At 70.9% G+C, this 25,655-nt stretch carries 24 protein-coding genes and 1 pseudogene; 11 read left to right on the forward strand and 14 right to left on the reverse strand.

The window, feature by feature from the left end; translation table 11 throughout:
- Positions 1-9 precede the first annotated feature (9 nt).
- Positions 10-871 (reverse strand): annotated as a pseudogene (locus AWZ10_RS48660) (oxygenase MpaB family protein).
- Between the two features lie 239 nt (positions 872-1,110).
- On the opposite strand from AWZ10_RS48660, the gene AWZ10_RS34225 reads away from it, so the two are divergent.
- Positions 1,111-1,809: a 2-phosphosulfolactate phosphatase gene (locus tag AWZ10_RS34225; RefSeq protein ID WP_046704064.1), complete on the forward strand. Its 699-nt coding sequence runs from the start codon at positions 1,111-1,113 to the stop codon at positions 1,807-1,809.
- 118 nt (positions 1,810-1,927) lie between these two features.
- On the opposite strand, the gene AWZ10_RS34230 is transcribed toward AWZ10_RS34225, so the two are convergent.
- Genes AWZ10_RS34230 through AWZ10_RS34245 form a run of 4 tightly spaced genes read right to left on the reverse strand, consistent with a single transcriptional unit; the run spans position 1,928 to position 6,814 of the window.
- Positions 1,928-3,457: an ABC transporter ATP-binding protein gene (locus tag AWZ10_RS34230; RefSeq protein WP_060892954.1), complete on the reverse strand. Its 1,530-nt coding sequence runs from the start codon at positions 3,455-3,457 to the stop codon at positions 1,928-1,930.
- Entirely contained in the window at positions 3,454-4,260 is an 807-nt protein-coding gene (locus tag AWZ10_RS34235) for an ABC transporter permease (protein WP_060892955.1), read from the reverse strand. The genes AWZ10_RS34230 and AWZ10_RS34235 overlap by 4 nt, the downstream gene beginning before the upstream one ends.
- On the reverse strand, positions 4,257-5,276 hold the full coding sequence (locus tag AWZ10_RS34240; protein WP_408991795.1) for an ABC transporter permease: 1,020 nt from the start codon (positions 5,274-5,276) through the stop codon (positions 4,257-4,259). Before AWZ10_RS34240 ends, AWZ10_RS34235 begins: the two co-directional genes overlap by 4 nt.
- Positions 5,261-6,814, reverse strand: a complete 1,554-nt coding sequence (locus tag AWZ10_RS34245) for an ABC transporter substrate-binding protein (RefSeq protein WP_060892956.1) — start codon at positions 6,812-6,814, stop codon at positions 5,261-5,263. Before AWZ10_RS34245 ends, AWZ10_RS34240 begins: the two co-directional genes overlap by 16 nt.
- Before the next feature lie 289 nt (positions 6,815-7,103).
- On the opposite strand from AWZ10_RS34245, the gene AWZ10_RS34250 reads away from it, so the two are divergent.
- The 5 genes from AWZ10_RS34250 to AWZ10_RS34270 are packed head-to-tail and all read left to right on the forward strand — an operon-like array spanning position 7,104 to position 12,944.
- Positions 7,104-8,093 carry a TauD/TfdA family dioxygenase gene (locus AWZ10_RS34250; protein WP_046704048.1) on the forward strand — a complete coding sequence of 330 codons (990 nt, stop codon included), beginning with the start codon at positions 7,104-7,106 and terminating at the stop codon, positions 8,091-8,093.
- Positions 8,090-9,112 carry an ornithine cyclodeaminase family protein gene (locus AWZ10_RS34255; RefSeq protein WP_079104553.1) on the forward strand — a complete coding sequence of 341 codons (1,023 nt, stop codon included), beginning with the start codon at positions 8,090-8,092 and terminating at the stop codon, positions 9,110-9,112. Before AWZ10_RS34250 ends, AWZ10_RS34255 begins: the two co-directional genes overlap by 4 nt.
- The gene (locus AWZ10_RS34260; RefSeq protein WP_060892957.1) at positions 9,109-10,455 is read left to right on the forward strand and encodes an alanine racemase; all 1,347 of its coding nucleotides are present in this window, start codon (positions 9,109-9,111) and stop codon (positions 10,453-10,455) included. The genes AWZ10_RS34255 and AWZ10_RS34260 overlap by 4 nt, the downstream gene beginning before the upstream one ends.
- 18 nt (positions 10,456-10,473) lie before the next feature.
- The gene (locus AWZ10_RS34265; RefSeq protein ID WP_060892958.1) at positions 10,474-11,532 is read left to right on the forward strand and encodes a cysteine synthase family protein; all 1,059 of its coding nucleotides are present in this window, start codon (positions 10,474-10,476) and stop codon (positions 11,530-11,532) included.
- Positions 11,532-12,944, forward strand: coding sequence for an MATE family efflux transporter (locus tag AWZ10_RS34270; protein WP_060892959.1), 1,413 nt, complete (start codon positions 11,532-11,534; stop codon positions 12,942-12,944). The genes AWZ10_RS34265 and AWZ10_RS34270 overlap by 1 nt, the downstream gene beginning before the upstream one ends.
- A 161-nt stretch (positions 12,945-13,105) precedes the next feature.
- On the opposite strand, the gene AWZ10_RS34275 is transcribed toward AWZ10_RS34270, so the two are convergent.
- Positions 13,106-13,639 carry a MarR family winged helix-turn-helix transcriptional regulator gene (locus AWZ10_RS34275; RefSeq protein WP_234360632.1) on the reverse strand — a complete coding sequence of 178 codons (534 nt, stop codon included), beginning with the start codon at positions 13,637-13,639 and terminating at the stop codon, positions 13,106-13,108.
- Between the two features lie 204 nt (positions 13,640-13,843).
- Complete coding sequence (locus tag AWZ10_RS34280) at positions 13,844-14,098, reverse strand: hypothetical protein (protein WP_052769554.1); 255 nt, start codon at positions 14,096-14,098, stop codon at positions 13,844-13,846.
- Between the two features lie 456 nt (positions 14,099-14,554).
- On the opposite strand from AWZ10_RS34280, the gene AWZ10_RS34285 reads away from it, so the two are divergent.
- Positions 14,555-15,538 (forward strand): cyclase family protein, encoded by a 984-nt coding sequence (locus AWZ10_RS34285; RefSeq protein ID WP_060892960.1) that lies wholly within the window; start codon positions 14,555-14,557, stop codon positions 15,536-15,538.
- 291 nt (positions 15,539-15,829) lie between these two features.
- Here the strand turns inward: AWZ10_RS34285 and AWZ10_RS34290 are convergent, their stop codons facing one another.
- The 4 genes from AWZ10_RS34290 to AWZ10_RS34305 all read right to left on the reverse strand — a co-directional run bounded on the left by AWZ10_RS34290 (position 15,830) and on the right by AWZ10_RS34305 (position 19,061).
- On the reverse strand, positions 15,830-16,066 hold the full coding sequence (locus tag AWZ10_RS34290) for a hypothetical protein (protein WP_046704043.1): 237 nt from the start codon (positions 16,064-16,066) through the stop codon (positions 15,830-15,832).
- Between the two features lie 332 nt (positions 16,067-16,398).
- Positions 16,399-16,710: an NIPSNAP family protein gene (locus AWZ10_RS34295; protein ID WP_046704042.1), complete on the reverse strand. Its 312-nt coding sequence runs from the start codon at positions 16,708-16,710 to the stop codon at positions 16,399-16,401.
- Between the two features lie 188 nt (positions 16,711-16,898).
- Positions 16,899-18,008: a hypothetical protein gene (locus AWZ10_RS34300; protein ID WP_046704041.1), complete on the reverse strand. Its 1,110-nt coding sequence runs from the start codon at positions 18,006-18,008 to the stop codon at positions 16,899-16,901.
- A 3-nt stretch (positions 18,009-18,011) separates the two neighbouring features.
- Positions 18,012-19,061, reverse strand: coding sequence for a beta propeller repeat protein (locus AWZ10_RS34305; protein ID WP_046704059.1), 1,050 nt, complete (start codon positions 19,059-19,061; stop codon positions 18,012-18,014).
- A 207-nt stretch (positions 19,062-19,268) separates the two neighbouring features.
- On the opposite strand from AWZ10_RS34305, the gene AWZ10_RS34310 reads away from it, so the two are divergent.
- Both AWZ10_RS34310 and AWZ10_RS34315 read left to right on the forward strand, forming a co-directional pair.
- Complete coding sequence (locus AWZ10_RS34310) at positions 19,269-21,395, forward strand: SpoIIE family protein phosphatase (RefSeq protein ID WP_046704040.1); 2,127 nt, start codon at positions 19,269-19,271, stop codon at positions 21,393-21,395.
- A gap of 143 nt (positions 21,396-21,538) precedes the next feature.
- Positions 21,539-22,006: an ATP-binding protein gene (locus AWZ10_RS34315; protein ID WP_046704039.1), complete on the forward strand. Its 468-nt coding sequence runs from the start codon at positions 21,539-21,541 to the stop codon at positions 22,004-22,006.
- A gap of 72 nt (positions 22,007-22,078) precedes the next feature.
- Here the strand turns inward: AWZ10_RS34315 and AWZ10_RS34320 are convergent, their stop codons facing one another.
- The gene (locus AWZ10_RS34320) at positions 22,079-22,375 is read right to left on the reverse strand and encodes a hypothetical protein (RefSeq protein WP_046704038.1); all 297 of its coding nucleotides are present in this window, start codon (positions 22,373-22,375) and stop codon (positions 22,079-22,081) included.
- Positions 22,372-22,569 (reverse strand): toxin-antitoxin system HicB family antitoxin, encoded by a 198-nt coding sequence (locus AWZ10_RS34325; RefSeq protein ID WP_234360633.1) that lies wholly within the window; start codon positions 22,567-22,569, stop codon positions 22,372-22,374. The genes AWZ10_RS34320 and AWZ10_RS34325 overlap by 4 nt, the downstream gene beginning before the upstream one ends.
- Before the next feature lie 187 nt (positions 22,570-22,756).
- Here AWZ10_RS34325 and AWZ10_RS34330 point away from each other — a divergent pair, with 187 nt between their 5' ends.
- The gene (locus AWZ10_RS34330) at positions 22,757-23,401 is read left to right on the forward strand and encodes a hypothetical protein (protein WP_060892961.1); all 645 of its coding nucleotides are present in this window, start codon (positions 22,757-22,759) and stop codon (positions 23,399-23,401) included.
- A gap of 422 nt (positions 23,402-23,823) precedes the next feature.
- Entirely contained in the window at positions 23,824-24,435 is a 612-nt protein-coding gene (locus AWZ10_RS34335) for a calcium-binding protein (protein ID WP_046704036.1), read from the forward strand.
- A gap of 123 nt (positions 24,436-24,558) precedes the next feature.
- Here the strand turns inward: AWZ10_RS34335 and AWZ10_RS34340 are convergent, their stop codons facing one another.
- Positions 24,559-25,590, reverse strand: coding sequence for a LacI family DNA-binding transcriptional regulator (locus AWZ10_RS34340; protein ID WP_046704035.1), 1,032 nt, complete (start codon positions 25,588-25,590; stop codon positions 24,559-24,561).
- Positions 25,591-25,655 lie beyond the last annotated feature (65 nt).

A 25,655-nucleotide genomic window follows, 5' to 3' on the forward strand; every position in this document is an offset into this window, starting at 1 on the left:
ACGTCGGGCTCAGGTCGGACGGGGCCGGCGAGGTGGGGTCATGGCCCACCGGATGGTCCGGGTCAGGGCCCGTCCGGTGGGGCGTACGGCGAGACTCTCGACGACCGGTATCCGGGGCAACCTCAGCATGCCGCGGGCCCAGGGCGGGAGCAGCGCGACGGCGTTCGCGGCCAGCCCGCCGTAGAAGGGCCGTACCGCAAGGGGCAGGGGAGGCTGGAACAGCAGGAAGCGGGCGGCGGCCCGGGCCTCGGACGAGGCCTTCAGTTCGTGCCGGTAGGCCGTCAGGCGCGCGGAGAGCTCGCGGCGGTCGCATGGTGGGTCGCTCCCCCCCCAGCGCCGCGGCGACGCGCGCGGTGTCGGCCACGTAGGCGTCGTAGCCGGCGGCGTCCAGCGGGCGGGCTCCGAAGCGCTCGTGGGCACGCAGGAAACTGTCCGTCTCGGCGGCGTGCACCCAGCCGAGCAGATGCGGATCGGCCGCGTGATACGGCACGCCCTCGACCGTCGTCCCGCGGATCCGCTCGTGGATGCCACGGACGTGGTCGACCGCCCGCTGGGCGTCCGCGGCGGTGCCGTAGGTCGTCACGGCCAGGAAGGTGCTGGTGCGCTGCAGTCGGCCCCAAGGATCGCCGCGATACCCGGAATGCCCGGCCACCGCGGCCATGGCGAGCGGATGCAGGGACTGCAGCAGCAGAGCGCTCAGCCCACCGATGAACATCGAGGCGTCACCGTGAACCGTGCGGATCGGGCGGTCCGGACCGAACCAGCGCGGGCCCGGGGTGTCATGGATGCGGGTACGCGTCGCCGGCCCGTCGGGGCCGGCGACGTGGCGGAACAGGGCTTCGCCCAGCTGTTCACGGACTACGGTCAGCATGGTCGGCCTCCCCTCTCCTGCTGTCCAGTGTCCGCGATGCCCGATTTCTGTGCGTGGGGTCGTGCCCGATCTGAGAGGTCTTCCCCCGTTCTCCATGTGAACCGGCACCCCGCACGCGCGCATCCGCGTCCGATCTGACGGGATCCGACTCGCACCAGAACCGCCTCGCTGACCTCACCTCGACGGCAGCCTGATCAGATCGTGCTCTTCGGATGATCCAGGGGCGTCAGAATGGTGTGATGGACCATCACTTCGTTGGCATCCCAGAGTTGACCGGTGTTCCCCGTGTCGCTGTCGTCATCGACGTCATGCGCGCCTTCACCGTGGCTGCCTGGGCCTTCTCGCGTGGCGTCGAGAGGATCGTCCTGGCCTCGACGGAGAGCGAGGCGCTTGCCTTGAAGGAGAGCCGTTCGGGTTGGCTGGCTCTGAAGGACGGAGCTCCGGCGCCGGGCTTCGACGCGGTGAACTCACCCGGCCTGCTCAGGTCACGCGATTTCGCCGGCCGCACCCTGGTGCAGAAGACGACGGCAGGGACCGTGGGCGCGCTCGCCGTCGCGAACGCACCTCTGGTCCTGTGTGCGAGCTTCGTGGTGGCCGGCCCGACCGCGCGGTTCCTGCGAACCAGGGATTCCGGCCCGGTGACGTTCGTCGTCACCGGCGAGGGAGGCAAGGCCGACGAGGACCTGGCCTGCGCCGAATACATCGGCCGATGTACGGCCGGAGGCGATGTCGAGGCGGCTCCGTACCTCCGGCGCGCGAGGAATTCTCAGGCCGCGGCCGATCTTGCCGGTGGGCTGCGGAGCGGATACCACCCGGACGATGTCGATCTCTGCCTGGAAGTCGACAGGTTCCCCTTCGCGATGGTGGCTCGCCAGGAAGAGGCTCTCACGGTGCTCCGTCCCGTTACGGTGCCTGACCTCCCGTCCAGTCTCCGCTGACCTGCTGGAACTCTGGACGGCACCCTGTGAGTCCGGTGTCCCGCCCAGCGCGTTCCGGAGTCGGCCGACGCAGAGGATCGTCACTGGCGGTCGTATCCGCATCGCCGGGCGCTCGAAGTCACGGCTGTGGCGCGGGCGCGGACGTACCCAGCAGTGACTGCGTCGCCGCGTGCTGCGCGGCGGTGAAGACGTCGGTCGTGCGACCGGACTCCACCACGCGGCCCGCCTCCAGGACGGTGACGGTGTCCGTGCGGTCGGCGATGAGGTGCAGGTCGTGACTGATGAGGATGAGGGTCGTGCCATGCAGCTCGCGCAGCTCGGCAAGGAGGTCCATGATCGCGTGGCCCGTGTCGGGGTCCAGCGCGGAGGTGATCTCGTCGCACAGCAGCACCTCCGGCTCGGCGGCCAGCGCTCGCGCGATGGCGACGCGCTGGCGCTGTCCGCCGGACAGCTCGTGCGGGTAGCGGGTGGCGAAGGCTGGCGGCAGGCCGACCTGTTCGAGAAGGTCGGCCACTCGTTCACCGGCCTCCCTGGACGCGCAGCGGCGGTGCAGGCGCAGTGGGCGGCCCACAGCGGCACCGACGGTACGGCTCGGGTTCAGCGCGCCGAGGGGGTTCTGCGTGACGAGTTGCAGTCCGCGTCGCTGTTCGCGCGTCCTGCCGCGCAGGCCCGTGCTCAAGAGGGCGCCGGACAGGTGGATCGTGCCGGAGGTGCTGCGCTGGAGTCCTACGACGGTCCGGACCAGGGTGGTCTTGCCTGAGCCGGAGACGCCCACGATGCCGACCGCGGAGCCGGGGGCGACGGTGAGGTCGACGCCGGTGAGCGCGGGCGTTCCGCGGAACGCCACGTGCAGATTCCGTACTTCGAGGGCCGGTCGGCGCTCCGGGGCCGAAGGGGCGGCGGCAGGTGTCGCGGGCGCGGGGTTCGGCGGGGGCGGTCGCGTGCCGAGTTCCACGATGTCGTCCGCGAAGCGCTCGACCACGGCAGGGTCGTGACAGGAGAAGGCGATGGCCAGGTGGTGATCGCGGGCGAGGTGGCGCAGCAACTCGCCGATCTCGTCCCGGAGTTCGGGGTGAAGTCCGGCGGTCGGCTCGTCCAGGAGGAGGACGTCGGGGCGGCGTGCCAGTGCCCGGGCGAGGGCGACCCGGCGCTGCTGGCCTCCGGAGAGGGCGCCGGGGCGGCGGGCAGCCAGGAGGCCGTCGTCCGGGAGGCGGACCTCGGCGAGGAGCGCGGCCACCGTCTCGGGGCTGCGGTCGGCCGCGAGTTCGCGGACCAGGCTGCGCACGCGCATCCGGGGGTTGAGGCCGGAGCCGGGGTCCTGCCCGACGTAGGCGAGGCGGGTGCCGCGCAGGGTGCGCAGTTCCCGGTCGGTGAGGGTGAAGACGTCGTGGCCGAGGACGTTCACTTGGCCCCCGGTGCGGGTCGTGCCGGGCGGCAGCAGGCCGGTCAGCGCGCGCAGCAGGGTGGTCTTGCCGGCGCCCGACGGGCCGGTGAGGGCGACGAGCCGGCCGGGGTGGACGGTCAGGAACGCGTCCCGCAGCAGGTGCCGGCCGTCCGGCGTGGCCACCGTGAGGTCCGCGACCCTGATCGCGGGGGTGTCGCTCGGCGGGCCCTCCGGTTTCGCGTACCGGTCGCGGGTGTGGCTCACAGGACGGTCACCGCCTTCCGGCCGGTCTGGGGGGCGAGGGTGGCGGCCGCGAGATTGACGCTCAGGGCGAGCAGGCCGATGGCGATGCTGGGGGCGACGACGGACCAGGGGTTGAGGAGGAGGCCGGAGGAGTTCTCGCGGATCATCAACGCCCAGTCGGCGGCCGGTGGTTGGGGGCCGACCTGGAGGAAGCCGGCCGTGGTGACGAGGTAGACGGCGGCGACGAATCGCAGCCCGAACAGGGCCAGCAGGGTGGCGCGCAGGTTGGGCAGGATCTCGCGGACGACCAGGTACCAGAGGCGCTCTCCGCCGGCGGCCACCGCTTCGACGTATCCGGCCTCGGCGATGGGGGTCGCCGCGCTCGCCGCGAGCCGGACGGCGTACGGCACGCCCAGGACGACGGCGGCGGCGATGACGGCGAAGCGGCCGCCGTCGGGCCAGGACAGGGTGACGAGGAGGATACCGAGCACGGCAGGCAGCAGCATCAGGACGTCTGCGGCGCGTTCCACGAGCCGTCCGACGAGGGGTCGTACGGCGCCGATCGCGCCGAGCACCGCGGCGGTGCCGGTGACCAGGACCGCGACGAGCAGGGAGGCCAGCACCAGGTCGCGGCCTCCGGCCAGCAGCCGGCTGAGTACGTCACGGCCGAGCTGGTCGCCGCCGAGGACCGCTGCGGAGTCGGGGGTGGCGTAGGGAGCGGTCACCGGTGCGTCCACGGCGTGCGGGGCGATCCAGGGACCGACGAGGGCGAGGCCGATGAGGAGCAGGGCCGGGGCGATGCGCAGGGCGGCTTTGACGGTCACCGTCGGACTCCCGTCGCCAGGTCCCGGACCAGGTCGGCCAGGAGCAGCACTGCGGTGATGACGGCGCCGGAGAGCGCGGTGACGCCGGCGATGACCGGGCTGTCGCGGTCGCTGACCGCGGAGGCCAGCACGGAGCCGATGCCCGGGTAGTTGAAGATGGTCTCCACCACGACGGCACCGCCCAGCAGCATGCCGGTGGAGGTGGCCAGGCCCGCGGCGATGGCGGGCAGGGCACCGGGGAGCACATGGTGGGTGAGGACGCGACGGGGCGGCAGACCGTCGAGGACGGCTGTCTCCACGTGCGGGGCACGGGCCTCGTCGGCGAGGGCCGCGCGCACGATCCGGATGTTCCAGCCGGCCTGTGGGATGGTCAGGGCGAGGGCGGGCAGCACGAGCATGTCCCAGGATGCGGGGGTTCCGTCGGCGCCGGTGAGGGTGACGGCGGGCAGCCAGCCGGTCCACTGGGACAGCACCAGGACGAGGGCTACGGCGACGACGAACTCGGGCAGGGCGAGGACTGCGGTCGCCGTGCCGGAGACGGCCCGGTCGAGACGGCCGCCGGGGCGCAGTGCTGCCCAGCAGCCCAGGGTGAGGGACAGGAGCGCGGTGAGCAGCAGGGCGATGCCGCCGAGGAGCAGGGTGTTGGGGAAGGCGCTGGAGAGCAGGTCGGTGACCTTTTCGCCGCGTGCGGAGGTGCCGAGGTCGCCGGTGGGCAGGCCGGTCATCCAGTCCCGGAAGCGTTCGAGCACCGGCCGGTCCAGGCCGAGCAGTTCGCGGCGCGCCGCGAGGTCGGCGGCGCTCTCGCCGCGTTCGGAGGTGGCTGTGGCTGCGTCGCCGGGCAGCAGTTCGACGGTGCCGAAGACGAGGGCGAGGAGCACCGCGAGCAGGACCGCCCGTTTCAGCAGCGCCATGCCCACCCGGCCCAGGACCAGGACAGGGGTGCGCGCCGACCGCCTGCCCGGGGCTTCCCGGGAGGCGGCCGGCGCGGTGGTGTCGGGGGTCAACTGGCCAGCCACGCGCCTTCGAGCTGCACCCTTCCGTACCCGGGCAGTGTCGGCAGCCCGCGTACCTTGGCCCCGGCGAGGTCGATGCCGTCGGCCATGCCCCACAGCAGGTAGCCGGAGCTGTCGTACTCGATCTTCTGGAGTTCCTTGAGCAGTCGGGTGCGCTCGCTCGCGTCGGGGATGCCGATGGCCTTCTCGTACGCCGCGTCGAAGTCGTCGTTCTTCCAGCCGGCCTCGTTCGTGCCGCTGTCGGAGACCATGGTCTTGCTGGCGAAGAAGACGACGGAGTCGTTGGTGCCCCAGTAGGTGGTGTACAGGTCGCCCTTGAGCCAGGTCTTGTCCCAGAAGGTGGCCGATTCCTGCTTGACGACCTTCACCTTGACACCGGCCTCGCGGACCTGGGTGGCGAAGAGGGTGGCCGACTCGGCGAGGCCGGAGATGTCCTCGGTGGTGTACAGCTCGTAGGTCTTGGAGGTGTCGAACTTGGCCTCCTTCAGCAGCGCCTTGGCCTTGGTGAGGTCGCGGGTGCGCTGCGGGAGGCTCTTGTCGTAGGCGGGGTCGCCCGTGCCGAGGACGTCGTTGGCGACGGTGCCGTAGCCGGAGAGGACCTGTTTGACCATGGCCTCACGGTCGACGGCGAGGCGCAGCGCCTCGCGGACCCCGGGGTCGGCGAACGGGCCGTCGGCGGTGCGCATGACGATGGGCATCGCCATGTCGTTGGGGCGGCGGACGGCCTGGATGTCCTTGCGGCTCTCCGCCGTACGGGCGGCGACGGCCCCGACGTTGGAGGCGAGGTCGATCTGGCCGGCGAGCAGGGCGCTCGCCATGGCCTGCGGGCTCTCGAAGATCTTGACCTCGATGGCGTCGAGATGGACCTCGCCGCCGTACCAGTCGTCGTTGCGGACGAGGCGGGCGTTGCCGCCGCGGAACCAGTCCAGCTTGAAGGGGCCCGTGCCGGGGGCCTTGGCCATGTCCTTGTCGGTGGTGCCCTTGGGGATGACGAAGGTGGTGAGGCGGACCAGCAGGGGCAGTTCGGCGTTGGCGTAGTCGGAGACGATGACGACGGTGTCGGTGCCCTCGGCGGTGATGTTCTTCTCCTGGATGCCGGGCAGGCGGGAGGCGCCCGACGGGGTGGCGCGCAGCCGCTTCAGGGAGAAGACGACGTCCTCGGCGGTGACCGGCGTCCCGTCGTGGAACTTGGCGCCCTTGGCGAGAGTGAACCGCCAGGTCTTCAGGTCCTCGGAGGGCTTCCAGCTCGCGGCGAGACGGGGCTCGGTGTTGGGCTTGGTGCCGGGGATGGTGAGGGTGTCGTAGAGCAGACTGATGATGAGGTAGTCGCTCTCGTTGGCCTGACTGCCGTGCGGGTCACGGGTGATGGCGCCGGCCCGGCCGAGAGCGCCGACTCTCAGAGTGCCGCCCTTGCGGGGTGTGGCCGGGTCGCCGGTGGCGGACCCGGTGGGCGCCTCGTCGTCGCCACCGCAGGCGGTGAGCATGACGCCCGCGCCGATGGCGCCGCCGGCCCAGAGCAGTTGACGTCGCGTCAGGTCCACTTGTCCCTCGTTTTCCCGCAGTTGACTGAGTTTGCTTAGCCTTACCTACCCTGTGTGACACCTGCGTGACAAGGCCATGCGGGGTGTGATCTAGATCAACTTAGGCAAGCCTTTCCTGCTTTCTGTGGGCTGGCTATGTTTCCGGAGGTCGACCGGAGCCGCATCCGCATCACGCGGCCCACCTCGGGCGGCCCTCTTCGCCATGCCCGCCGACCGTCCACAGCCCCACCCGTAGACCACTGCACCGCGCCCGCACACGCACTCCGCACTGGAACGGACGGACCCCCCCATGCCCATGGGAACCACCCCCTTACGCCTGCTCGACCGCGACTCGGCCGCAGAGCTGACCACCGCCGCCCACACCCTCCTCACCTCGTACGACGGTGACCCCACGCATCCCGGCCTGCTGACCGAAGTCCCCGCTGTCGCAGCCTCGTTGAGCGACCCGATACGCCATGCCTGCCGCCCCGTCGACACCGCCGACGGACTGTTCGTGCTCCGCGGTCTGCACGTCGACGACGAGGCGGTGGGTCCGACCCCGGGCCACTGGTCGACCGCCGGCAGCGCCGGAGCGGTGTACGACGTGGTCCTGCTCCTGCTGTCGACGGTGATGGGCACACCCATCGCCTGGGAGGGGCAGCAGGAAGGCCGTTTCGTACACAACATCGTGCCGAGCGCAGGCCATGAGGAGGAGCAGACCGGCGCCAGCAGCAGCGTGCTGCTCAGCCCGCACACCGAGGACGCCTTCCATCCGGGCCGCGCCCATCTGCTGATCCTCGGCTGCATGCGCAACCCGGACTCCGTCGCCACCACGGCCGCCGGCATCAGGAACGTGCAACTGTCCGCTTCCGACGTGGAGCTGCTCAGCCGACCGGTTCTGCCGATCCTCCCCGACGACGCCTACGAGGAGGCCCAGGCGTACCAGGGGGACCCGCCGGCCGTGCCCACCCTGTGGGAGTCGGAGGAGGGCCTGACCCTGCGCTTCGACCCCGCGTACACGCCGCTGGACCGGGCGCCCGACGAGCACCGCGCGTCCTACGCCCGCCTGGAGGCCGAACTCGCCCGGGTCAGCGTGGCCGTGAGCCTCGAACCCGGTGAGGTCCTCGTCGTGGACAACGACCTCGTCGTCCACGGCCGGGTCCCCTTCAAGGCGCGCTACGACGGCACGGACCGTTGGCTGAAACGTTCCTCCGTACGGGCGAAGGGCCGCCGGACGCGCCCGCCCGCCGAGGAGTCGGAGCACGGCTACGGCCAGGCCGCCGTGGAGGCCCACGCATGACCGACACCGACAACGCGGGAGGAAACACCATGGCGTCCGACGACACGACCCTGCGCATCCTCAGCACCAGCGACGTGGCCGGAATCGACATCACCCTGTCCGACGTCGTGTCCGTGGTCGAGCAGGCGTACCGCACGCTGGCCGAGGGCAGGTCCGACAACCCGCGCAAGCTCTCCGTCAAGCCGGAGGACGGCCACTCGGTGGCGTACGCGATGCTCGGCCGCGACGGGGTGCGCGGGGTCGTCGCGGTGAAGACGTCGTACAAGTACGGCCTGCACGAGGACCGCGACAAGCAGCACTACTACACGACACTGACGCTGTACGACGACGAGACCGGGCTGCCGGTCGCGATGCTGGACTGCGGCCGGGTGGGCGCACTGCGCACCCCGGCGGTCTCGGCCCTGCTGGCCCGCGAACTGGCCGCGCCCGGCGCCCGCAACGCCCTGGTCATCGGCACCGGTACGCAGGGACGGCTCGCGCTGCCCTTCCTACTGACCACACGGCCTGACCTGGAGCGGCTGATGCTCTTCGGCACGCACCCGGACGGGATCCGGGCGGTGCGCGAGCAGCTGAACACGTACTTCCCCGACCGTGAGCTGGAGATCGTGACCGATCTGCGGGCGGCGGCCGAGGAGGCGGACGTCGTGCTGGCCACGGCCGGGCCCAACACGCCCGCCTCCGTGGACGCCGAGTGGCTCAAGCCCGCCGCGCTGTCCGTCCTCATCGGCTACGGCATCGCGCCCTCGACCCTGCACCGCGCCGACCGGGTGATCGCCACCAGCGCCGCGCAGATGCGCGTCACCGGCGTCGACATGGCCGACGCGAGCGGCGAACTGCGCGATGTGGACGCCGAGTTCCCTGACGTACTGGCCGGTCGCGCCGAGGGCCGCACGGATGCCGGGCAGCGCATCTTCGCCTACAACAGCGGGCTGGTCGTCACGGACATCGCCCTCGGGCACCGGTTCGCCCAACTGGCCCTCGCCCAGGGGCTGGGCACGGCGGTGCCGCTGTGGAAGTGACGACGGCGCTCGCCTCGCACACCACACCCGAGGTGCGTTCCCTGCTGGGCGACACACTGCTGCGCGAGCTGAGCCACGGCCTCCGAGGCCCGTACCACGTGCTGTTCCCGGAGCGCTTCGACGCCAACGCGGCCGCCTTCCGGGAGGCATTCGCCGAGGCGGGCGTGGACGGCCGGGTGTACTACGCGAAGAAGGCCAACAAGGCCGCCGTCTACGCCGAGCGGGCCGCCGTGGCCGGGCTGGGCGTGGACGTGGCGAGCCAAGGGGAGCTGCGTGAGGCGCTGTCCGCCGGGGTGCGCGGCGAGGACCTGGTGGTGACGGGTCCGGCCAAGGCGGACGACCTGCTGCGCGTCGCCGTGCTCCAGGGCGCGCTGATCGCGGTGGACGCGCTCGACGAACTGGACCGGATCCTGTCGCTCGCGGACGAACTCGGCCGCACCGCACGGGTGGTGCTGCGCAGGCTGCCCCCGGAGCAGCCCGACAGCCGCTTCGGTCTGGGCGAGGACGAGTGGGAGTCGGCCCTGCGGCGCTGTGTCGCCGGTCCCGTCGACATGGAGGGCTTCAGCTTCCACCTCTCCGGCTACGACATACGCCAACGCGCCGACCTGGCCGCCGAGTTGATCGGCCTGTGCACGCGTGCTCGCGCACTCGGGCTGCGCGCCGACCGGATCAGCATCGGCGGCGGCTTCGCCGTGGACTACGTCGGCGCCGACGACTGGCGGCGGTTCGAGGAGAGCCGACGCCCCGAGCACTTCCACGCGCGCAAGTCCTTCGGGGGCTTCTACCCGTACCACTCCCCCGTCGCCGGCGCCGACGCCCTGCGTACGATCCTGGCGGCCACCCCGACCGGATCGGGCGAGGGCACCAGCCTCGCCGGGCTGCTGCGGGCGGCCGGTGTCACGCTGCTCGTCGAACCGGGCCGGGCCCTGCTGGACCAGGCCGGGTTCACGGTGTTCCGGATCCAGGGTGTCAAGGAGCGGGACGGATACGCGCTCCTCACCGTCGACGGCAGCAGCCTCAGCCTCTCGGAGCAGTGGTTCGACAGCGAGTTCCTGCCCGACCCGGTGCTCGTGCCGACCGGCACGGGCCAGGTGGCCGACGCAGGCCCGTACCCGGCCTGCGTGGGGGCCGCGACCTGCCTGGAGTCGGACATGCTGACCTGGCGCAAGATCCCCTTCCCGGTGCGTCCCGCCGTCGGCGACCTGCTCGTGTACCTCAACACGGCGGGCTACCAGATGGACTCCAACGAGTCGCCGTTCCACGACCTTCCGCTGCCGCCGAAGGTCGTCGTCGAGCCTTCGGGATCCCGTTTCCGCTGGCGTCTCGACCGCCACCCCCACTGAAGGATCACAGGAGCCCCCATGGTCGACCCCCTGTACCGGCCGCCCGTCGTGCGGCAGGTCTCCGAACTCATCGGCGCCACCCCGCTGTTCGAGCTGGCCCGCACGGAGAGCGACGCCCGGCTGCTGCTGAAGCTGGAGCAGTTCAACCCGACCGGCACGGCCAAGATACGGATGGCCCGGCAGATGGTCATCGACGCCGAGGAGCGCGGCCTGCTGCGCCCCGGCGGCCGGATCATCGAGTCGACCTCCGGCAACACCGGGCTCGGCCTGGCCGTCGTGGCCGCCGAGCGCGGCTACACCTTCACCGCCGTCGTCGACCACCACGCGGCCGTCGACAAGCTGCGCGCGATGAAGGCCCTCGGTGCGGAGCTGGTGTACGTCGCCGACGGTGGGGATGAGGACCTGGCCACCGCCGCCCGCGAGGAGTTCGCGGAGAAGATGGCCGCCGAGTCCGACAACGCCTACTTCACCGAGCAGCACAACAACATGGCCAACGGAGTCGGCTACCACCCGGTGGCCCGGGAACTCCACGCCGCGCTGGACGGCCGTATCGACATCCTCGTCGGTGCGGTGGGCACCGGCGGCGGACTGTTCGGTACCGGTGGCCCGCTGCGGGAGAGCCTGCCCGGGCTGCGGATCGTCGGCGTGGAGCCGAAGGGATCGATCGCGTTCGGGCCGCCCGCGCACGACTACTACCAGTCGGGCACCGGCACGCCCGAGGGTGCGACGATCGGGGCGATGGTCGACTACTCACTGCTGGACGAGGGAGTGAAGGTCGGGGACATCGAGGCGTTCGCCACCGCGCGGGCCGTCGCCCGGCGCGCCGGGCTGCTCCTCGGCGGCTCCGCGGGCGGAGTCGTGTACGAGGCACTGACCCGGCTGTCCTCGCTGCCGCCCGGCACCACTATGGTCGCGTTGATCAACGACGGCGGGGAGAAGTACATGGACACCGTCTTCGACGACGACTGGATGGCCGCCCGTGATCTCCTCTCCCCCCAAGTGGAGCGCGAGGTCGACGAGTTGCTGACCAAACTCCGCCGCACCTCAGCACCCGAATCCTCGCAGGAAATCCACTGATGCCGCCCTCCCTCACCCGCCTCCTCACCGACAGCCGCGCCCTGGCGACCCTCGCCGTACCGCTCGCGCTCACCCAGCTCGCCCAGGTCGCGCTCACCACCACCGACACGATCATGATGGGTCTGATCGGCACCGAGGCCCTGGCCGCCGGCGGCCTGGCCCTGGTGATCTTCAACCAGCTGCGGACCATGGGCGTCGGACTGGTCACCGCCGTCGGCAACCAGGTCGCCGCGGCGGACGCGCGCGCCGAGGCCCAGGGCACGGAGGCGGAGGGTGCCGAGGCGGACGCCGCTCGTGAGGAGGTCCGGGACCTGGTCCGCGCGAGCCTGCTGCTGTCCACGCTCGCGGGTCTCGCGGGCGCGCTGCTGATGGTGGCGATCGGACACGCCGTGGTGTTCCTCGGTCAGGACCCTGACGTCGTCGACGCGGCGAAGCCGGTGCTGTACGCGATGGCACCCGGACTGCTGCCGTGCCTGTGGTTCCAGGCGATCCGCCAGTTCACGGTGGGCATGCGACGCCCGCAGGCCCTGTTGCGCATCACGATCGCCTCGATCGCCGTGAACGCGGGCCTCAACTGGGTCTTCATCCACGGCACCTGGGGTCTGCCGAAGCTGGGGCTGCCGGGCATCGGGCTGGCCACGACCTCGGTGTACGCGCTGTCGTCCGTGGCGCTGTACCTCTCCGCCCGGCGCGATCCCCGTCTGGCGCCGGTGCTGTCGCTGAGCATCTGGAAGACGCGCCCGGCCACCCTGCGCCGGCTCACCGGTCTGGGCGCGCCGATCGCCGCCACGTACGGCTCCGAGGCGGGCTTCTTCTCCGTCGTCGCCCTGTTGGTGGGCAGCTTCGGCACGGCCGCGCTGGCCGCGCACACCGCCGTCAACCAGCTCGTCTACATCGTGTTCCAGATGGCCGTCGGCCTCTCCCACGCCGCGTCCCTCGGTGTCAGCCGTGAACTCGCCCTCGGCGACACGGCCGCCGCCCGGCGCCTCAAGTCGACGGCCCTCGCCTGCGCCGCCGCAGTCATGGCGGTCGTGGCGATCGTCTACGTCGTACTGCCGGGTGCCGTGCTGGCGCCGTTCTTCGAGGGCGACAGCCGGACGGCCACCGACCTCGCCACGAACCTCCTCCTGATCGCCGCGGTGATGCAGTTCTTCGACTGCGCCCAGAACATAGGCGTCGGCCTCCTGCGCGGCCTCGACGACACCAAGGGCGGCTTCCGCGTCACCCTGGTCGGCTACTGGCTCGTCGGTCTGCCCGCCGCCGCGCTCCTCGGCTTCGCCACGGGCTGGGACACCATCGGCATCTGGCTCGGCCTGCTCACCGGCCTGGCCACCACCGCCCTGCTCCTGCTGCGCCGCTTCGACCGCGGCATCCGCCTTCAAGTGGCGCCCACAGCGGTGGCGGCACCCTGAAGGGCAACGACAGGGCCTCATCACCTCGGTCGACGCGGCGCCTTCACCGAGCCCGCCCGCGCCGCGAACGGTTGAGCTGATGGCCCAGCTCAACCGCTGAGCTTGCGTCAGCTTCGAGACGCTCGCCGAGCTACACGCCGTCTCGACGATAGGGAACAAGCTCAGCGTGTGACACCCAGAGCGCAACCGACCGGTACGGCGTGTGGTTGCCAGCGTGCCGTGGATTGCCAGGCCAGAGTGCTGCCGGTGTTCCGGATCATCTGCTGGAGCACCTTCAGTGCGGTGACGTAGTCGGCATCGTCGATGCCCCGGTGGATCCGGTCGCGGATTTCCGGGGCGTGCCGCTTGATGTTGAGGCGAGCCTCTTCCCCCGACTCAGTGATCCACAGCAGCCCCTCGCCGTCGCGGCTGAGCCAGCCGCGGTCCAGCAGAACCTTCGCCTCGGTCTCCAGGTCGTCCTCGGCTCTGAGGTAGGTGCTCATGGCTTGCTGGAGTTCGGGGATCGTCATGCCGTGACCGTCGGGCGAGATGTCGTTCTTCGACAGGTTGCGCAGCAGCCAGAACTGGGGCTGGGTGAAGCCGAGGTCGGCCTGCTGGGCCCGGGTGAACGCGATAAGGGCCTCGTAAGCCACTCCGGTCCAGTAAGCCGCCGGCTGTGTGGCGAGCTCGGCATCGGAGGTCTGCTGGGTCGTCATGTGCGGTGCCCCCTATGAAGGATCGCTGATGAAAGCACCGTAGAACCTAAGGCTAAGTTGAGGTCAATGACAGACTTGGGCCGGTGTCGGGCGGCCCCTGACCGGCGGCAACACCCAAGGTCGTCGTCGCGCCGCGAGCCTCGACCCCGGGTTGAACATTGGGACAAGAAGCGCTCTCCGCCCGTGTCATCGCCGTCACCCCCATCACGTCAGGGCGGCAGCGCTGATCGCCAGATGCACCGTGTTGTCCGCGACGACGACCAGCGCGTTCGCAAGGCCGGACGGGACGGTCACCGGCGATCCTTGGTTCGCCTGGACGTCAGCCCACCTCACCCGCCGTGGGGCGGACGCCAAGAGGTTCCTCGCCCAGACCAGGCACTTCGCCGCCCGATAGCGATCCAGCACGACATGCCTCACCACGATCACGGACAGGGCGAGCGGGGACTGTGTGATCAGCAAGAACGGCAGTCCCTACGTGGTTCACGTGGTTCCGTGAACTGTCGCAGGCCACCAACGCTGACTTTCTCGGCTCGCGCGGTTTCGCCCGCGATGTGGGCACTGCGCCGGCACAGCTCGCAGGAATCCCGCAACTGGTCCACCGTGGACAGGTAGCGACACTTGGGCAGCCCCAGGGTGCACGCGAGTTCACTGACCGACAGCGGGCGTCCGTCCGCCGCCGCCAGGGTGTCGGGAATCGCCACCGCTCGCGTCACCGCGGGGACCCGGCTCCCCGGATCACCTGCGCTCACCACACACCTACCAATATTCTGGCCGACGTACAGCACACCGGCCATGGTGTTTCTCTGACTCTGCGGCCACAACGCCGTGGCCTCGCTCGTCCGCGCCACCGTCTCCCGACCGCAGCGCGCCCGTACCCGTCCGCGCGGGTCCGATCCCTGGAGCACTGATCCCCCCATGGCCACCACCCCGTCCGGCCCCTCGTCCCGCGACCGCGCCGGAAGAACGTCCGGCGGTCCCGACAACGGCCCCGCCATGACGCGTGCGGAGTTCGACGCGCTCTTCGGCCGGCTGCGCACCTGGGGCCGCTGGACCCCGGCCGACCGCGGCGCCGTCAACCGGATCACCCCGGACCACGTGCGCCAGGCGTCCGCCCTGGTGCGCTCCGGAACCGTCGTCCCGATGGCCCTGCCGTGGAACACCGTGCCCGGTCCCGACAACGCCAAGCCCGCCCTGCACCACATGACGGAGCTGGGCGACATCGAGCCCCCGGAACCCACCTGCCACAAGGACTTCATCGCCGCGGACTACCACGGCAAGGGCGTCAGCCACCTGGACGCCCTGTCGCACATCGCCTACCGCGGACAGTTGTACGACGGGCGGGACGCGCGCGGGTCCGTCGATGCCAAGGGGGCCCGGTTCGGCGCGGTCGCCGCCCTGGGCCCCCTGGTGACCCGGGGTGTCCTGATCGACATGCCCGCCGTGCTCGGCCGCGCCTGGCTGGAGCCCGGCACGGCCGTCCACGCAGACGACGTCCTGGCGGCCGAGGAGGCCCTGGGCGTGACCATCGGCGAGGGCGACGCCGTCCTGTTGCGGTCCGGCCACTTTCGCCGCCGTCGGGAGCTGGGGCCCTGGAACCCCGACAACGCCAGCGCCGGCTTTCATGTGGATGCCATGCCGTTGCTCGCCGAGCGCGGCATCGCGCTGCTGGGCGGCGACGGCGACAGCGACGGCCGGCCCTCGCCCGTGGAGGGCGTGTCCTCCCCCGTGCACGCCCTCGCCATCACCGCCATGGGCGTGCCGCTGCTGGACAACCTCGACCTGGAGTCGCTCTCCGCCGCCTGCGCCGAAGCCGGTCGGTACGCCTTCATGACCGTCGTGGCACCCCTGAACGTGCCGGGCGGCACCGGCTCGCCGGTCAACCCGGTGGCGGTGCTGTGACCAGTCACCCGGTCACCGCCGCGACCCGCTCGGGCCGTACCGACACCCTGCCCCACGACCCCGATCCAACGCGTCGCCCTCAACTGCATCGACATTCGCACCCACCCCTACGACAACGTCGGCCTTCAAGACCACAACCGGGTCTTGAAGGCCGACGTCACGCGAGGGCCCGAATTGACCAACAGCATCACCTCGCGTGGCACGCCGGGCCCGACCGCACCGCCAGGGCCTGGCCGCACGCCACAGTTCAACCGATGTCAGCGGGAGGCCTTGGGGCGCCGTTCGCTGAAGTTACTGCCGAGCCGCACTCGTGCCGACGATGTCGATGGCGACCCGAAGCGGTGTCTCCGGATACCCGAGCAGTGCCCGGGTGATCGCGATCGCCTGCAAGACGCTCATACCGCGCTCGGCCAGGAAGGTCTGGACAGCCTCCATCCCATCACTCTCAAGGACTGGTCGGCACTGCTCGACCAGCGCGGCCCAGCGTGCGGCCTCCTCGGGGCGTAGTCCGTTGACGTAGTCAAACATGACGTCTTCTTTCCGCGCTGAGCCAATGGGACGTGCTCACGTGTCGTCCGAGCTGATCGCTGCACTCAGGACTTGCACGGCGTCATCGTATTGACTGCGGTCGAACCGGAACAGGCCGAACCCCGAGGGGTCGCGTGTCGTGCGGTGGGTTTGTTCGAAGGAGTCCCAGGTCACGTGGTCGGGTGTCACGGTGATACGGCTTCGGCGGCCTGGGGTGACCAGCGGTCGCCACGGGCTGCCGAGGCCCCTCCCTCTGCCACGGCTGTCCCGATGCCGAGCGTCGCGTCGGCGTGCGACGCGAGCGGCGGTCACACCACGCACCTCCCATCGACCTAGGACGCCGCGTCGAGCGGCCGGAGGAAGCGGCGTTCGTACCGCTTGATGCAGCGTGTTCGGCGAGCCAGTTCGAACGCGTCCTGACAGTCCGGGTCCGACATGCTGTCCGTGCGGTACTGCTCGTACGCAGCAAGACTGGGAAAGGAAAAGAGAGCGTAGGCGATGTCGCTGTCACCCTCGCTCGGCAGGAAGTAGCCGTGGTGCGTCCCGCCGAAACGGTTGACGAGCCCAACCCATCGGCGGCCGTATTCCTCGAAGTCCTCCAGCTTGTCGGCGTCGATCTCGTACGTCAGATGAACAGTGATCATGCGTCCATGATGCAGCGGGACGACGCGGGCTCGAAGGCGGCCGCCCACGCCCCGGCCCGCCGCATCAGCGCGGTGCCACGGTGACGCATCGTTCCGCCGAGGCCGACATCGTGGTCCGGCCGAGCGAGGCTCTCGCCCCCAGCCGGCGGCACTCGATGCCCGGCGCCACAGCCAGAAGTGTCGTCCTCTCAGCCGAATCGCAGGATGCGTGGGGCGAAGGTGCCCTCGGGGCCGTCGGCACGGCCGACGGACCACACCGTCTCCGTGCCTGGCACCGGCGCCAGTCGCAGCATCGAGGAGTCACCCTCCCCGGCCACCGCCGGTTCGCTGTACTCGGTGAACGACTGTCCGTTCCAGGCGAGGAAATCCGGCCCGGGGACGAACGGCGGGCTGCTGCCCGGCGGGCCCCACTTCTGAGAGCGGGCCACCGAGACCCAGGCCAGCGCGCCGGACGTGTCGGGCACCAGTGAGGTGACCGAGCCGAAGTCGGTGGGCATGGTCACCCGGCTCCACGTTTGCCCGTCGAAGCGGACCAGCAACGGCGGAATCGGCCGGCCCACCGGGCCGCCGACGAACCCGGCCGTGCCACCCGCCCACACCTCCGTCGGCGAGACCGCCAGCACGGTGCCCACGCCCGACCGCGGGAACCCGTCCACGATCGTCTGCTGCCACTCCTGCCCGTTCCAGTGCGACACGGCCGCACCCGTGGCGGCGGCGCCCGCGGCCCAGACGTCGTCGCCCGCCAGGATGTGCAGGCCGTACACGGCTCCCGGCGGCACCGGCATGTCCCGCCAGTCGCGCCCGTCCCGGCGCAGCAGGACCTGCGCTCCGTCCCTCGAACCGATCAGCCAGGTCTCACCGCCGCCGGTGACGACTTTGGTCAACAGGACGCCGCGCGGCACCCGGCTCTCCTGCCAGGCGGTGCCGTCGAAGTGGAGCAGGTGGGCGCCGCCCGCGGAGTCGCGGCCGACCGCCCAGACCGCGGTCGGTGAGGTCGCGGCGATGGACAGCAGTTCTCCCTGCCAGCCGATCCCGGGCAGCGGCCGGCGCTGCCACGCGGTTCCGTCCCAGCGCAGCACCAGCGGGAAGCCCGGTGCCTCGCGACCGACGGCGTCGGCGCCCACCGCCCATGCCCGGTCGGGCCCGAACGCCACGGCGTCCTGCAGACCGGCCTGTGGGCGTACCTGGGCCGGGACCTGAACGTGGTGCCAGGACAGGGTTTCGGCTGCCGCCGAGGTCATGATGGTGAGGATGGTCATGGCGGCGGCGAGGGCCGCGACGAGAAGTCGGCGTGCCATGGGTCAGCCTCCCAGCCACTCGCTCATCAGGTTCGGTTTCGAGCCGTAGATCTCGACGGTCCCGAAGGACATCAGTGCTGACCCGGCCTTCGCCAGTGCACGCGGTTTCACGTCGATCGCGTTCGTGCGCTCCGGACCGTAGGAGAAGGTGGTGCGCGAGCCGTCCACCCGTGCGTACTTCGACTGGAACGCGCGGTCGCTGCGCACGGGCAGCCACAGCGCGCCGTCCGGGCCGCGCACCATGGCCTCGGTGGAGGTGTCGCCCAGCGGTGGGTAGGTGGTGCGCCAGGCCTGCCCGTTCCGGGTCATCAGGTAGGTGCGGGCCACACCGTCGGTGTACCGGCTGCCGCCGACGGTGACCCGGCCGGACGGTTCGAGCACGATCGTGTGCACGTTGCTGTCCGGTGGCAGCGGTACCTTCGCGTCCCGCCATGCCGTGCCGTCCCAGCGCAGGACGGTGGTCCCGGTGCTGGTGTCCGCCCAGGCCCAGGCGTCGGTGGCGGTACGCGCGGTGATTCCCATCAGGTACAGCACACCGTCCGGGGTGGGCTGTGTGGTCCAGCCGGAACCGTCGTAGTGCAACACCTTCAGCCCGGTGTCGTCCTCCCCGACCACCCACGCTCCACCGGGTACGGCGGTGAAGTCCTGGTAGGTCCACAGGGTCTGCGGCAGCGGGACGGCACTCCACCCACCCGCCGACCGGCGCAGGATCTGCCCCACCCCCTCGCGGTTGTGGAAGATCCACGCCTCCTTGCCGACGAACTGCACCTTGCCGAGCCCGCCCGGCTCACCGGCGCCGGGGAAGGTTGTGTCCCGGCTCCAGGCCGTGCCGTTCCACCGGTACAGCATCGGCCGCGGCCCATCGGGGGCGTACTCGTACCCGGTCGCCCACGCCTCACCCGGTCCGCGGGCGGCGAGATCGGACACGGTCACGGGCAGGGCCGCCGCCGGCACCGGCAGCACCGACCAGCTCGGCGTCACGGCCGCAGCCGGTGACACCACCGCGGCACAAGCGATCACGAGGCAGACGATGACCACACGGAGACCGTTCACGAGACCCCCCACAACGCGAAGGTCGCACACGCTAGGGGCGTTCACCCACCCGTGAACAGGCGGCATCCGGCCGATCACGATTCCCTCCGGAGGCCCACCGCATCGCGGGGCTCCTGGAACCCCGTGAGGCGGTTCGTCCCCGGGGCTGAGTGACTGGATGCCACGCGTAGACCCCGTTCGGACCTCCGGCGGCATACTGTCTGATATGTGAGTGAAGGCAGTTATGTGGTACCAGTCGGCGAGGCGTCCTTGGACCAGGTGCTCAGCGGCACGGTTCAACGGACGGGCGCTCTGGCAGCGGGCGTGTACCTGCTGCCTGCGACTGAGCCGGTGTTGTGCCTGGCCGCGGTCTGCGGGGTGCCGGTGATGGCGGTGGCACCGTGGCGACGGGTGGCGGTATCGGCCGTGGGCCCGCTGTCGGAGGCGGTGCGGGAGGACCGCCTCGTGTGGGTGGGTCGGCAGGAGGACATGGCCCGCCTGTACCCGAGCGCCTCGGCGGGGCTGCCCTACCAGTTCGCGCTGGCCTTCGCTCCCCTGCACGGTGTCCGCCGGTGGGGAGCGCTGGCTCTGGTGTGGCCCAAAAGCCACCCATCCTCACTGACCCGGCGTGAACGCGGGCACATCCTCTCCAGCGCGAGCAGCATCACCCAGGTGCTGGACCAGGCACCCGCTCCATGGAGCATTCCTGATCAGCCGCGTGCCGTGCCCCTGCGCCGCCCCGGCCCGGACCCGGCACAGAGCGGGCTCGCCGCCGTCGACCTGCTGCAGCGGATGCCCGTCGGCGCCCTCGGCTTCGACCTGCAGGGCCGCATCACCTACCTCAACGACGCCGCCGCCCGGCTGCTCGGCCGCAGGGCCGACCGCCTCCTGGGCACCCTGCCGTGGCAGTCCGTGCCCTGGCTCGACGACCCGGTCCACGAGGACCACTACCGCACCGCCGTCTTCACCCGCGAGCCCGTCGCCTACACCGCGCTGCGCCCACCCGACCACTGGCTCGACATCCGGCTCTACCCCGACGACAGCGGCATCAGCGCCCTCGTCTCACCCAGTCTCCACCGACGGTCGGCCGACGCGTCGCCGCCCCGTATCAGCCCGGACCTGGGCACCTCACCGACGAGAACCGGAACTGGGCGGATCCACCAGCTGATCCACCTGGCGGCGGCCTTGAGCCAGACCGTCACCGTGGCCGACGTCATCAACGTGGTGGCCGACCAGATCCTGCCCGCGTTCGGCGCCCAGGGCATGGTCCTCTCCGCAGCCGACGCCGGACGCCTGAGGATCGCAGGGCACCGGGGCTACGACCCGCGCAACGTCTCCCGCCTGGACGGCCTGCCCCTCGACACCGAACTCACCCCCGCCGGCCATGTCCTGCACAGCGGCATCCCGGCCTTCTTCGCAGACCCCGCCGAAATGGCCCGCGCCTACCCCAGGGCATCGGGACTCAGCGACAAACAGGCCTGGGCGTTCTTGCCCCTGCTGGTCTCCGACCGCCGCGTCGGCTGCTGCGTCCTGTCCTACGACCAGCCGCACCCCTTCAGTTCCGGCGACCGCGCCGTCCTCGTGTCACTGGGCGGGCTCATCGCCCAGGCCATGGACCGCGCGCTTCTGTACGACGCCAAACACGACCTCGCCCACGGTCTGCAGCAGGCCCTCCTGCCGGTGGCCCTGCCCCGCTTCCCCGACCTCGCCGTCGCCGCCCGCTATCTGCCGGCCACCCACGGCATGGGCATCGGCGGCGACTTCTACGACCTGATCCGCCTCAGCGACAACACCGCTGCCGCCGTCATCGGGGACGTACAGGGTCACAACATGCACGCCGCGGCCCTCATGGGCCAGGTCCGCACCGCTGTCCACGCCACCGCCGGCGCGCTGCCCGGTGAAGTCCTTGCCCGCACCAACCGCGTCCTGACGGATCTCGAAACCGACTTGTTCGTCTCCTGCCTCTACATCCACATCGACCTCGCCGGGCGACGGCTCCACCTGGCCAGCGCGGGACATCCGCCCCCTCTCCTGCGCAGCCCCGCGCCCACGCCGCGAACCGTCGCGCTCACGGTGGAACCGGGCCCACTGCTCGGTATCGGCATGGGCATCGAGGCCGACTACCCGGTCACCACCACGCCACTTCCCGCAGGATCACTTCTCGCCCTCTACACCGACGGCCTCGTGGAAACCCCCGACACCGACATCACCGACTCCATCACAGCCCTCGCCGACCACCTCACCGGCAACGGCGACCGGCCCTTGGACGACCTCGCCGACAGCCTCCTCCACCACGCCGGCCCCCACCACATCCGCACCGACGACATCGCCCTGCTCCTCCTGCGCAGCCGGTAGGCGACTGTCCTCCCCCTGCGAACCGGGTTCTGACTCACGGCACGCGAGCGGATGGCGGGACGGTACGGCGGAGTCCGGTGTTCCTGGGTTCTGGGGGTAGACGCCCCGTGTATGGATCAAGGCTCAGGAAGCGGGCGGAGCGCATGGACGAGGCTGCCCACGACAACGGCACGCCGCAGGACGGCGCGCTGGTCAAAAGCTCAGCCGTGTACGACGGCAGTCCGGGCGACATCGCCCAGGGTCGCGCCATGGCACGAGCCTTCCTTGTGCGCCTGCAGTCCGTCCGGCACCTTCCGGTGTCCACTCGAGCGATGGGCACCGTGCAACTGGTGGTCAGCGAGCTGCTGACGAACGCGTGCACGTACGCGCCCGGTCCCTGCCTGCTGGATCTGGAGGTGTCCGGCGGCTCGGTGCGGGTCACGGTCTGGGACAGCGACCCGAGGCTGCCGGTGCCCGCGGCCGCAGAGCCCAGCCGGGTCGGGCAGCACGGGCTGGAGATCGTCATGGCCGTGTGCCAGAGCTACGAAGTGCACCGGGAAGCGGTCGGCAAGAGCACCACCGCCGCGGTCATGCTCGCGGACGACGCCGACGGCCGACCCGGCCTGACATGATCCGAGGATGCCGAGCCCGGCGGCGCGAGCGCGGGGCGGCAGGACACGTGGCGGCGGAGCTCAAGGCAGGCGCTACAGGTCGAGGACGGCGCGCAGCGCCTGGTCGACGCGGGCCATCGCCTCGGGGTGGATCTCGCCGAGGAGCTTCGCGCCGTCGAACCGGGTGGCCCGCAGCTGCTGAACGTTGACCGCGACGGCGGTACACGGAATCGGGTCACCGATCACGACGGACATGGCGGTGTCGGGGAACCTCCCGGACGGGTGCAGCAGGATCGCGACCACCGCTCCGTAGGCCTCTTCCAGGCCGGTCAGGGAGATGATCAGAACATTGCGCTCGTCGGGGAGGGCCCAGACCTCACCACGTTTCACAGAGCGTCTCCCTCTCCCGCGAGCTCGTCTCCGAGGCCGAGATCGGCGAGCTGGTGCGCGGCGTCGAGGGTCGCGGCGCGGCGTGCCGCGCGCACGATCCACGCGTTCACGCTCATGTTGGCGCCCGAGGCCGCCGCCCTGATCGAGGGGGCCAGTTCATCAGGAATGCGCAGAGTCATCGTGGTGACAGACATGAATGCAGAATAGCCACCGTTTCGCGGTGGCGTCGGTCGGTGGCACGAAGTGGTCCCGGTGTGGCCTGCACCCAGTTGATCGGGGCGAAGGTCCCGGCAGCTGTTTCGTGAAGGGCACGACCAGGGCGAGACCTCGGGCCGCCGAAGTGAAGTGCGGTCCGTGCTCGGCAGACCGTAACGTCGTGGGATGAGCAGCTTCGCCACGCACCGGAGACGGGTCTACGACGAGGGCCTGTCCGCGTGCGTCCGGCATACGAACCTGCGGTCCTGCGTGGTCCAGTTCGCACCGTACGGCTTCCGGGCCACGTATCACCATCTCTGCCTCAGCGCGGGGATTTCCCGGAATCTGGAGAAGGATCCGAGCTCGCTGGTACGGGCCGTCGAGGAGCTGCACCACGCCCGGCAACTCTGGCTCGCTGACGAACGCGCCTATGCCAACAGCCGTCGAGCGGACAAGGCGCGTGGCCTTCGGCAGCTGAGAGCAGACGCGCCCTGGCGGGGCCAGCAGCATGGATGGGGGAGCATCGCCTACTGCCCCGAGCCGACGAGCCATCCCGACGAGCCGCTGCCAGTCGTCGTCGAGCGGGTGCTCCGTTCGTCGGTCCCGCCCGATGAAGCTGCTGCGCCGGCGTGCCGTGTATGTGGAAACCGGGACAACGCCAGGGTCTGGCACGACGGCGCCCACCGGATCTATCAGCTGTGCAGGGACTGCGGGGTCGGCCTCGCGGTACGGCGGGCGGACGCGCCCGACCCGTTGTTGGCGGCCGATCACGCCCGGCGGTGGAACGCGATCTGGAGGTTGCGCAACGAATTTCACCGCTACCAGGGTTGAGCGAGGGTGGCGGTGGCCTCGGCACGGTGGTCGGCATCACGGTGGGCTGAGAATCCGCGATCGGAGGAGCGCGGAGGATGCGCGGCCGTGCATGCTCCGCTTGAGGGGCTCCACCGGCCGTCCAGGGCCGGCGCGATCGGTGTCGTCATCATCAGTGCCGTCATCATCGGCGCTGTCATCACCCGGCTGACCGGCAGTCGAACCGCGTCCAGGCGGCGCTCTGCGACCAGTGAGGGACATGGATCCTCAGGTGGGAGCCGCGGGCGACGTCGCAGCGAGACATCACGCTGCGGGCACCCGGATCACCGTCGGTAATTGGGGGTGCTCCCCCCATGTGCACCCACCGCTCCGCGCCCAGGATGGATCACGGCAAGACCAGCCCGTGTTCATCAGGGGGAACAGGAGGAGCAGTGAAAACCTCAATGCGCAGAGCGGTACAGGCCGTCGTGACGACCGCGGCACTGGGCGCGGCGACCGTACTGTCGGCCGGCCAGGCGCACGCCGCGACCGGTGTGCGGGTGGACTCGGTTCGCATCCACGTCAACGCCGTGGCAGGGAAGGCGAACGATCTTTCCGTCACCCGGTCCGGCAACACGGTCACCATCAGCGACGGCGGCGACGCCGTCACCGCGGGATCCGGGTGCGCCCAGGTCGACCGTGACACCGTCACCTGTCCGTACGACAGCCGCACCCTCACTCTCGGGATGGGGGACCTCGGTGACATGGTCCTCGTGACGGGCAACCTGCCCGTCAACATCAACGGCGGCACGGGCGACGACATCATCACGATCGACTACACCGCCACCGCGCAGACCTTCCTGGACGGTCAGGGCGGGCACGACACCATCTTCGGCGGCGCCGGGGTCGACAACATCACCGGTGGGGCCGGAGACGACATCATGTTCGGCAGAAACGGCGACGACCGCCTCACCGCCGGTGACTCCACGGCCGGCAACGACCGCTCCTACGGAGACGCCGGCACCGACACCTGCACCGGGGACGCCAACGACCTCAAGGACAGCTGCGAACGCTGACCGACTCGCCTCCGGCCTGCCCTGGCGGGGACCCTGCGGAGGGTCTCCGCCAGGGCAGGCTCCACCCACGACGCATCCCCGATCCCGGCGGTCACCTGGGCCGTGCCCGACACGCCTCCAGGGTCACGCCCGCTGCAGAACCGGAGCAGGCCGCTCCCCCGACCCCCGGATGATGAGGCGGGTGGGAACCGTGACGGTGCGGGCGCGCGAGCGGTCCCCGTCCAGGCGGGCCAGAGCGGTGGTCGCGGCGGTCCTGCCGATCTCCTCAGGGTCCTGGGCGACGACGCTCAAGGCGGGTTCGAGTGCCTCGGCGAGGGCCACGTCGTCGAAGGCGACGACAGCGACGTCCTTGCGGCCGGTGCGGGCCAGTTCGGTCACTATCCCCAGCGCGACGATGTTGTTGCCTGCGAACAGGGCGGTGGGAGGGTCGGCCAGGCCCAGCAGTTGGGACGTGGCGGCGGAGGCACCGTGCTGGTCGTGGGCGTTGGTGACCAGGGCGCGATCGTAGGGGATCTCGCTCTCCTGCAGCGCCGAGCGGTAGCCCGCCAGACGTTCGCGGCGGGTGTAGAGCTTGGCGGGCAGGTCGCCGATGAAGCCGATGCGCCGGTGCCCGTGGGCGACCAGGTGCGCGACGCCGTCGTGGGCGCCCGTGCGGTTGGTGCTGACCACACTGTCCGTGGCCAGGCCCGAACCCGGGCGGTCGAGGAAGACGACGGGCAGGCCGGCGGCGCGGTGGGACTTGAGGTGGGAGTGTTCGGCGCCGACGGAGGGCACGACCATCAGGATGCTGATGCGGCGCGCGAGGAACTTGTCCGTCAGCGCGCGTTCACGGTCGGGGTCGTCCGCGGAGGAACCCATGAGCAGGGTCAGGCCGCGGTCGCGGACGGTGTCCTCGATGCTGCTGGCCACGGCTCCGAAGAAGGGGTTGCCGAGGTCGGGGATGACCAGGCCGACGGTGGTGTCGGGTCCACCGACGCGGATGTTGCGGGCCATGAGGTTCGGCTGGAAGCCGAGCTTGGCCACGGCGGCCAGGACCTGTTCCCGGGTCTGGGCCGAGGCGGGTCCGTCCTCGTTGAGGACGCGGGAGACGGTTTTGGCGCTGACGCCCACTTCTCGGGCGACGTCGGCCAGGGTGGGGCGGCGGTTGGCTGCCATGGAGGAAACGGTCTCCTGTGCTCGTCACTCACAGGCTCCGGACACGGCCTGGGCCGGAACCTGTG

It is taken from the genome of Streptomyces europaeiscabiei (assembly GCF_001550375.1).
Classification (GTDB): Bacteria; Actinomycetota; Actinomycetes; order Streptomycetales; family Streptomycetaceae; genus Streptomyces; species Streptomyces europaeiscabiei.

What these genes read in the sequence shown, in the direction of transcription:
- AWZ10_RS34225 (WP_046704064.1), top strand. Translation starts at nt 1,111, where the DNA reads ATGGACCATCACTTCGTTGGCATCCCAGAGTTGACCGGTGTTCCCCGT.
- AWZ10_RS34250 (WP_046704048.1), top strand. Translation starts at nt 7,104, where the DNA reads ATGCCCATGGGAACCACCCCCTTACGCCTGCTCGACCGCGACTCGGCC.
- AWZ10_RS34255 (WP_079104553.1), top strand. Translation starts at nt 8,090, where the DNA reads ATGACCGACACCGACAACGCGGGAGGAAACACCATGGCGTCCGACGAC.
- AWZ10_RS34265 (WP_060892958.1), top strand. Translation starts at nt 10,474, where the DNA reads ATGGTCGACCCCCTGTACCGGCCGCCCGTCGTGCGGCAGGTCTCCGAA.
- AWZ10_RS34270 (WP_060892959.1), top strand. Translation starts at nt 11,532, where the DNA reads ATGCCGCCCTCCCTCACCCGCCTCCTCACCGACAGCCGCGCCCTGGCG.
- AWZ10_RS34275 (WP_234360632.1), bottom strand. Translation starts at nt 13,639, where the DNA reads ATGACGACCCAGCAGACCTCCGATGCCGAGCTCGCCACACAGCCGGCG.
- AWZ10_RS34285 (WP_060892960.1), top strand. Translation starts at nt 14,555, where the DNA reads ATGGCCACCACCCCGTCCGGCCCCTCGTCCCGCGACCGCGCCGGAAGA.
- AWZ10_RS34290 (WP_046704043.1), bottom strand. Translation starts at nt 16,066, where the DNA reads ATGTTTGACTACGTCAACGGACTACGCCCCGAGGAGGCCGCACGCTGG.
- AWZ10_RS34295 (WP_046704042.1), bottom strand. Translation starts at nt 16,710, where the DNA reads ATGATCACTGTTCATCTGACGTACGAGATCGACGCCGACAAGCTGGAG.
- AWZ10_RS34300 (WP_046704041.1), bottom strand. Translation starts at nt 18,008, where the DNA reads ATGGCACGCCGACTTCTCGTCGCGGCCCTCGCCGCCGCCATGACCATC.
- AWZ10_RS34315 (WP_046704039.1), top strand. Translation starts at nt 21,539, where the DNA reads ATGGACGAGGCTGCCCACGACAACGGCACGCCGCAGGACGGCGCGCTG.
- AWZ10_RS34325 (WP_234360633.1), bottom strand. Translation starts at nt 22,569, where the DNA reads ATGTCTGTCACCACGATGACTCTGCGCATTCCTGATGAACTGGCCCCC.
- AWZ10_RS34330 (WP_060892961.1), top strand. Translation starts at nt 22,757, where the DNA reads ATGAGCAGCTTCGCCACGCACCGGAGACGGGTCTACGACGAGGGCCTG.
- AWZ10_RS34335 (WP_046704036.1), top strand. Translation starts at nt 23,824, where the DNA reads ATGCGCAGAGCGGTACAGGCCGTCGTGACGACCGCGGCACTGGGCGCG.
- AWZ10_RS34340 (WP_046704035.1), bottom strand. Translation starts at nt 25,590, where the DNA reads ATGGCAGCCAACCGCCGCCCCACCCTGGCCGACGTCGCCCGAGAAGTG.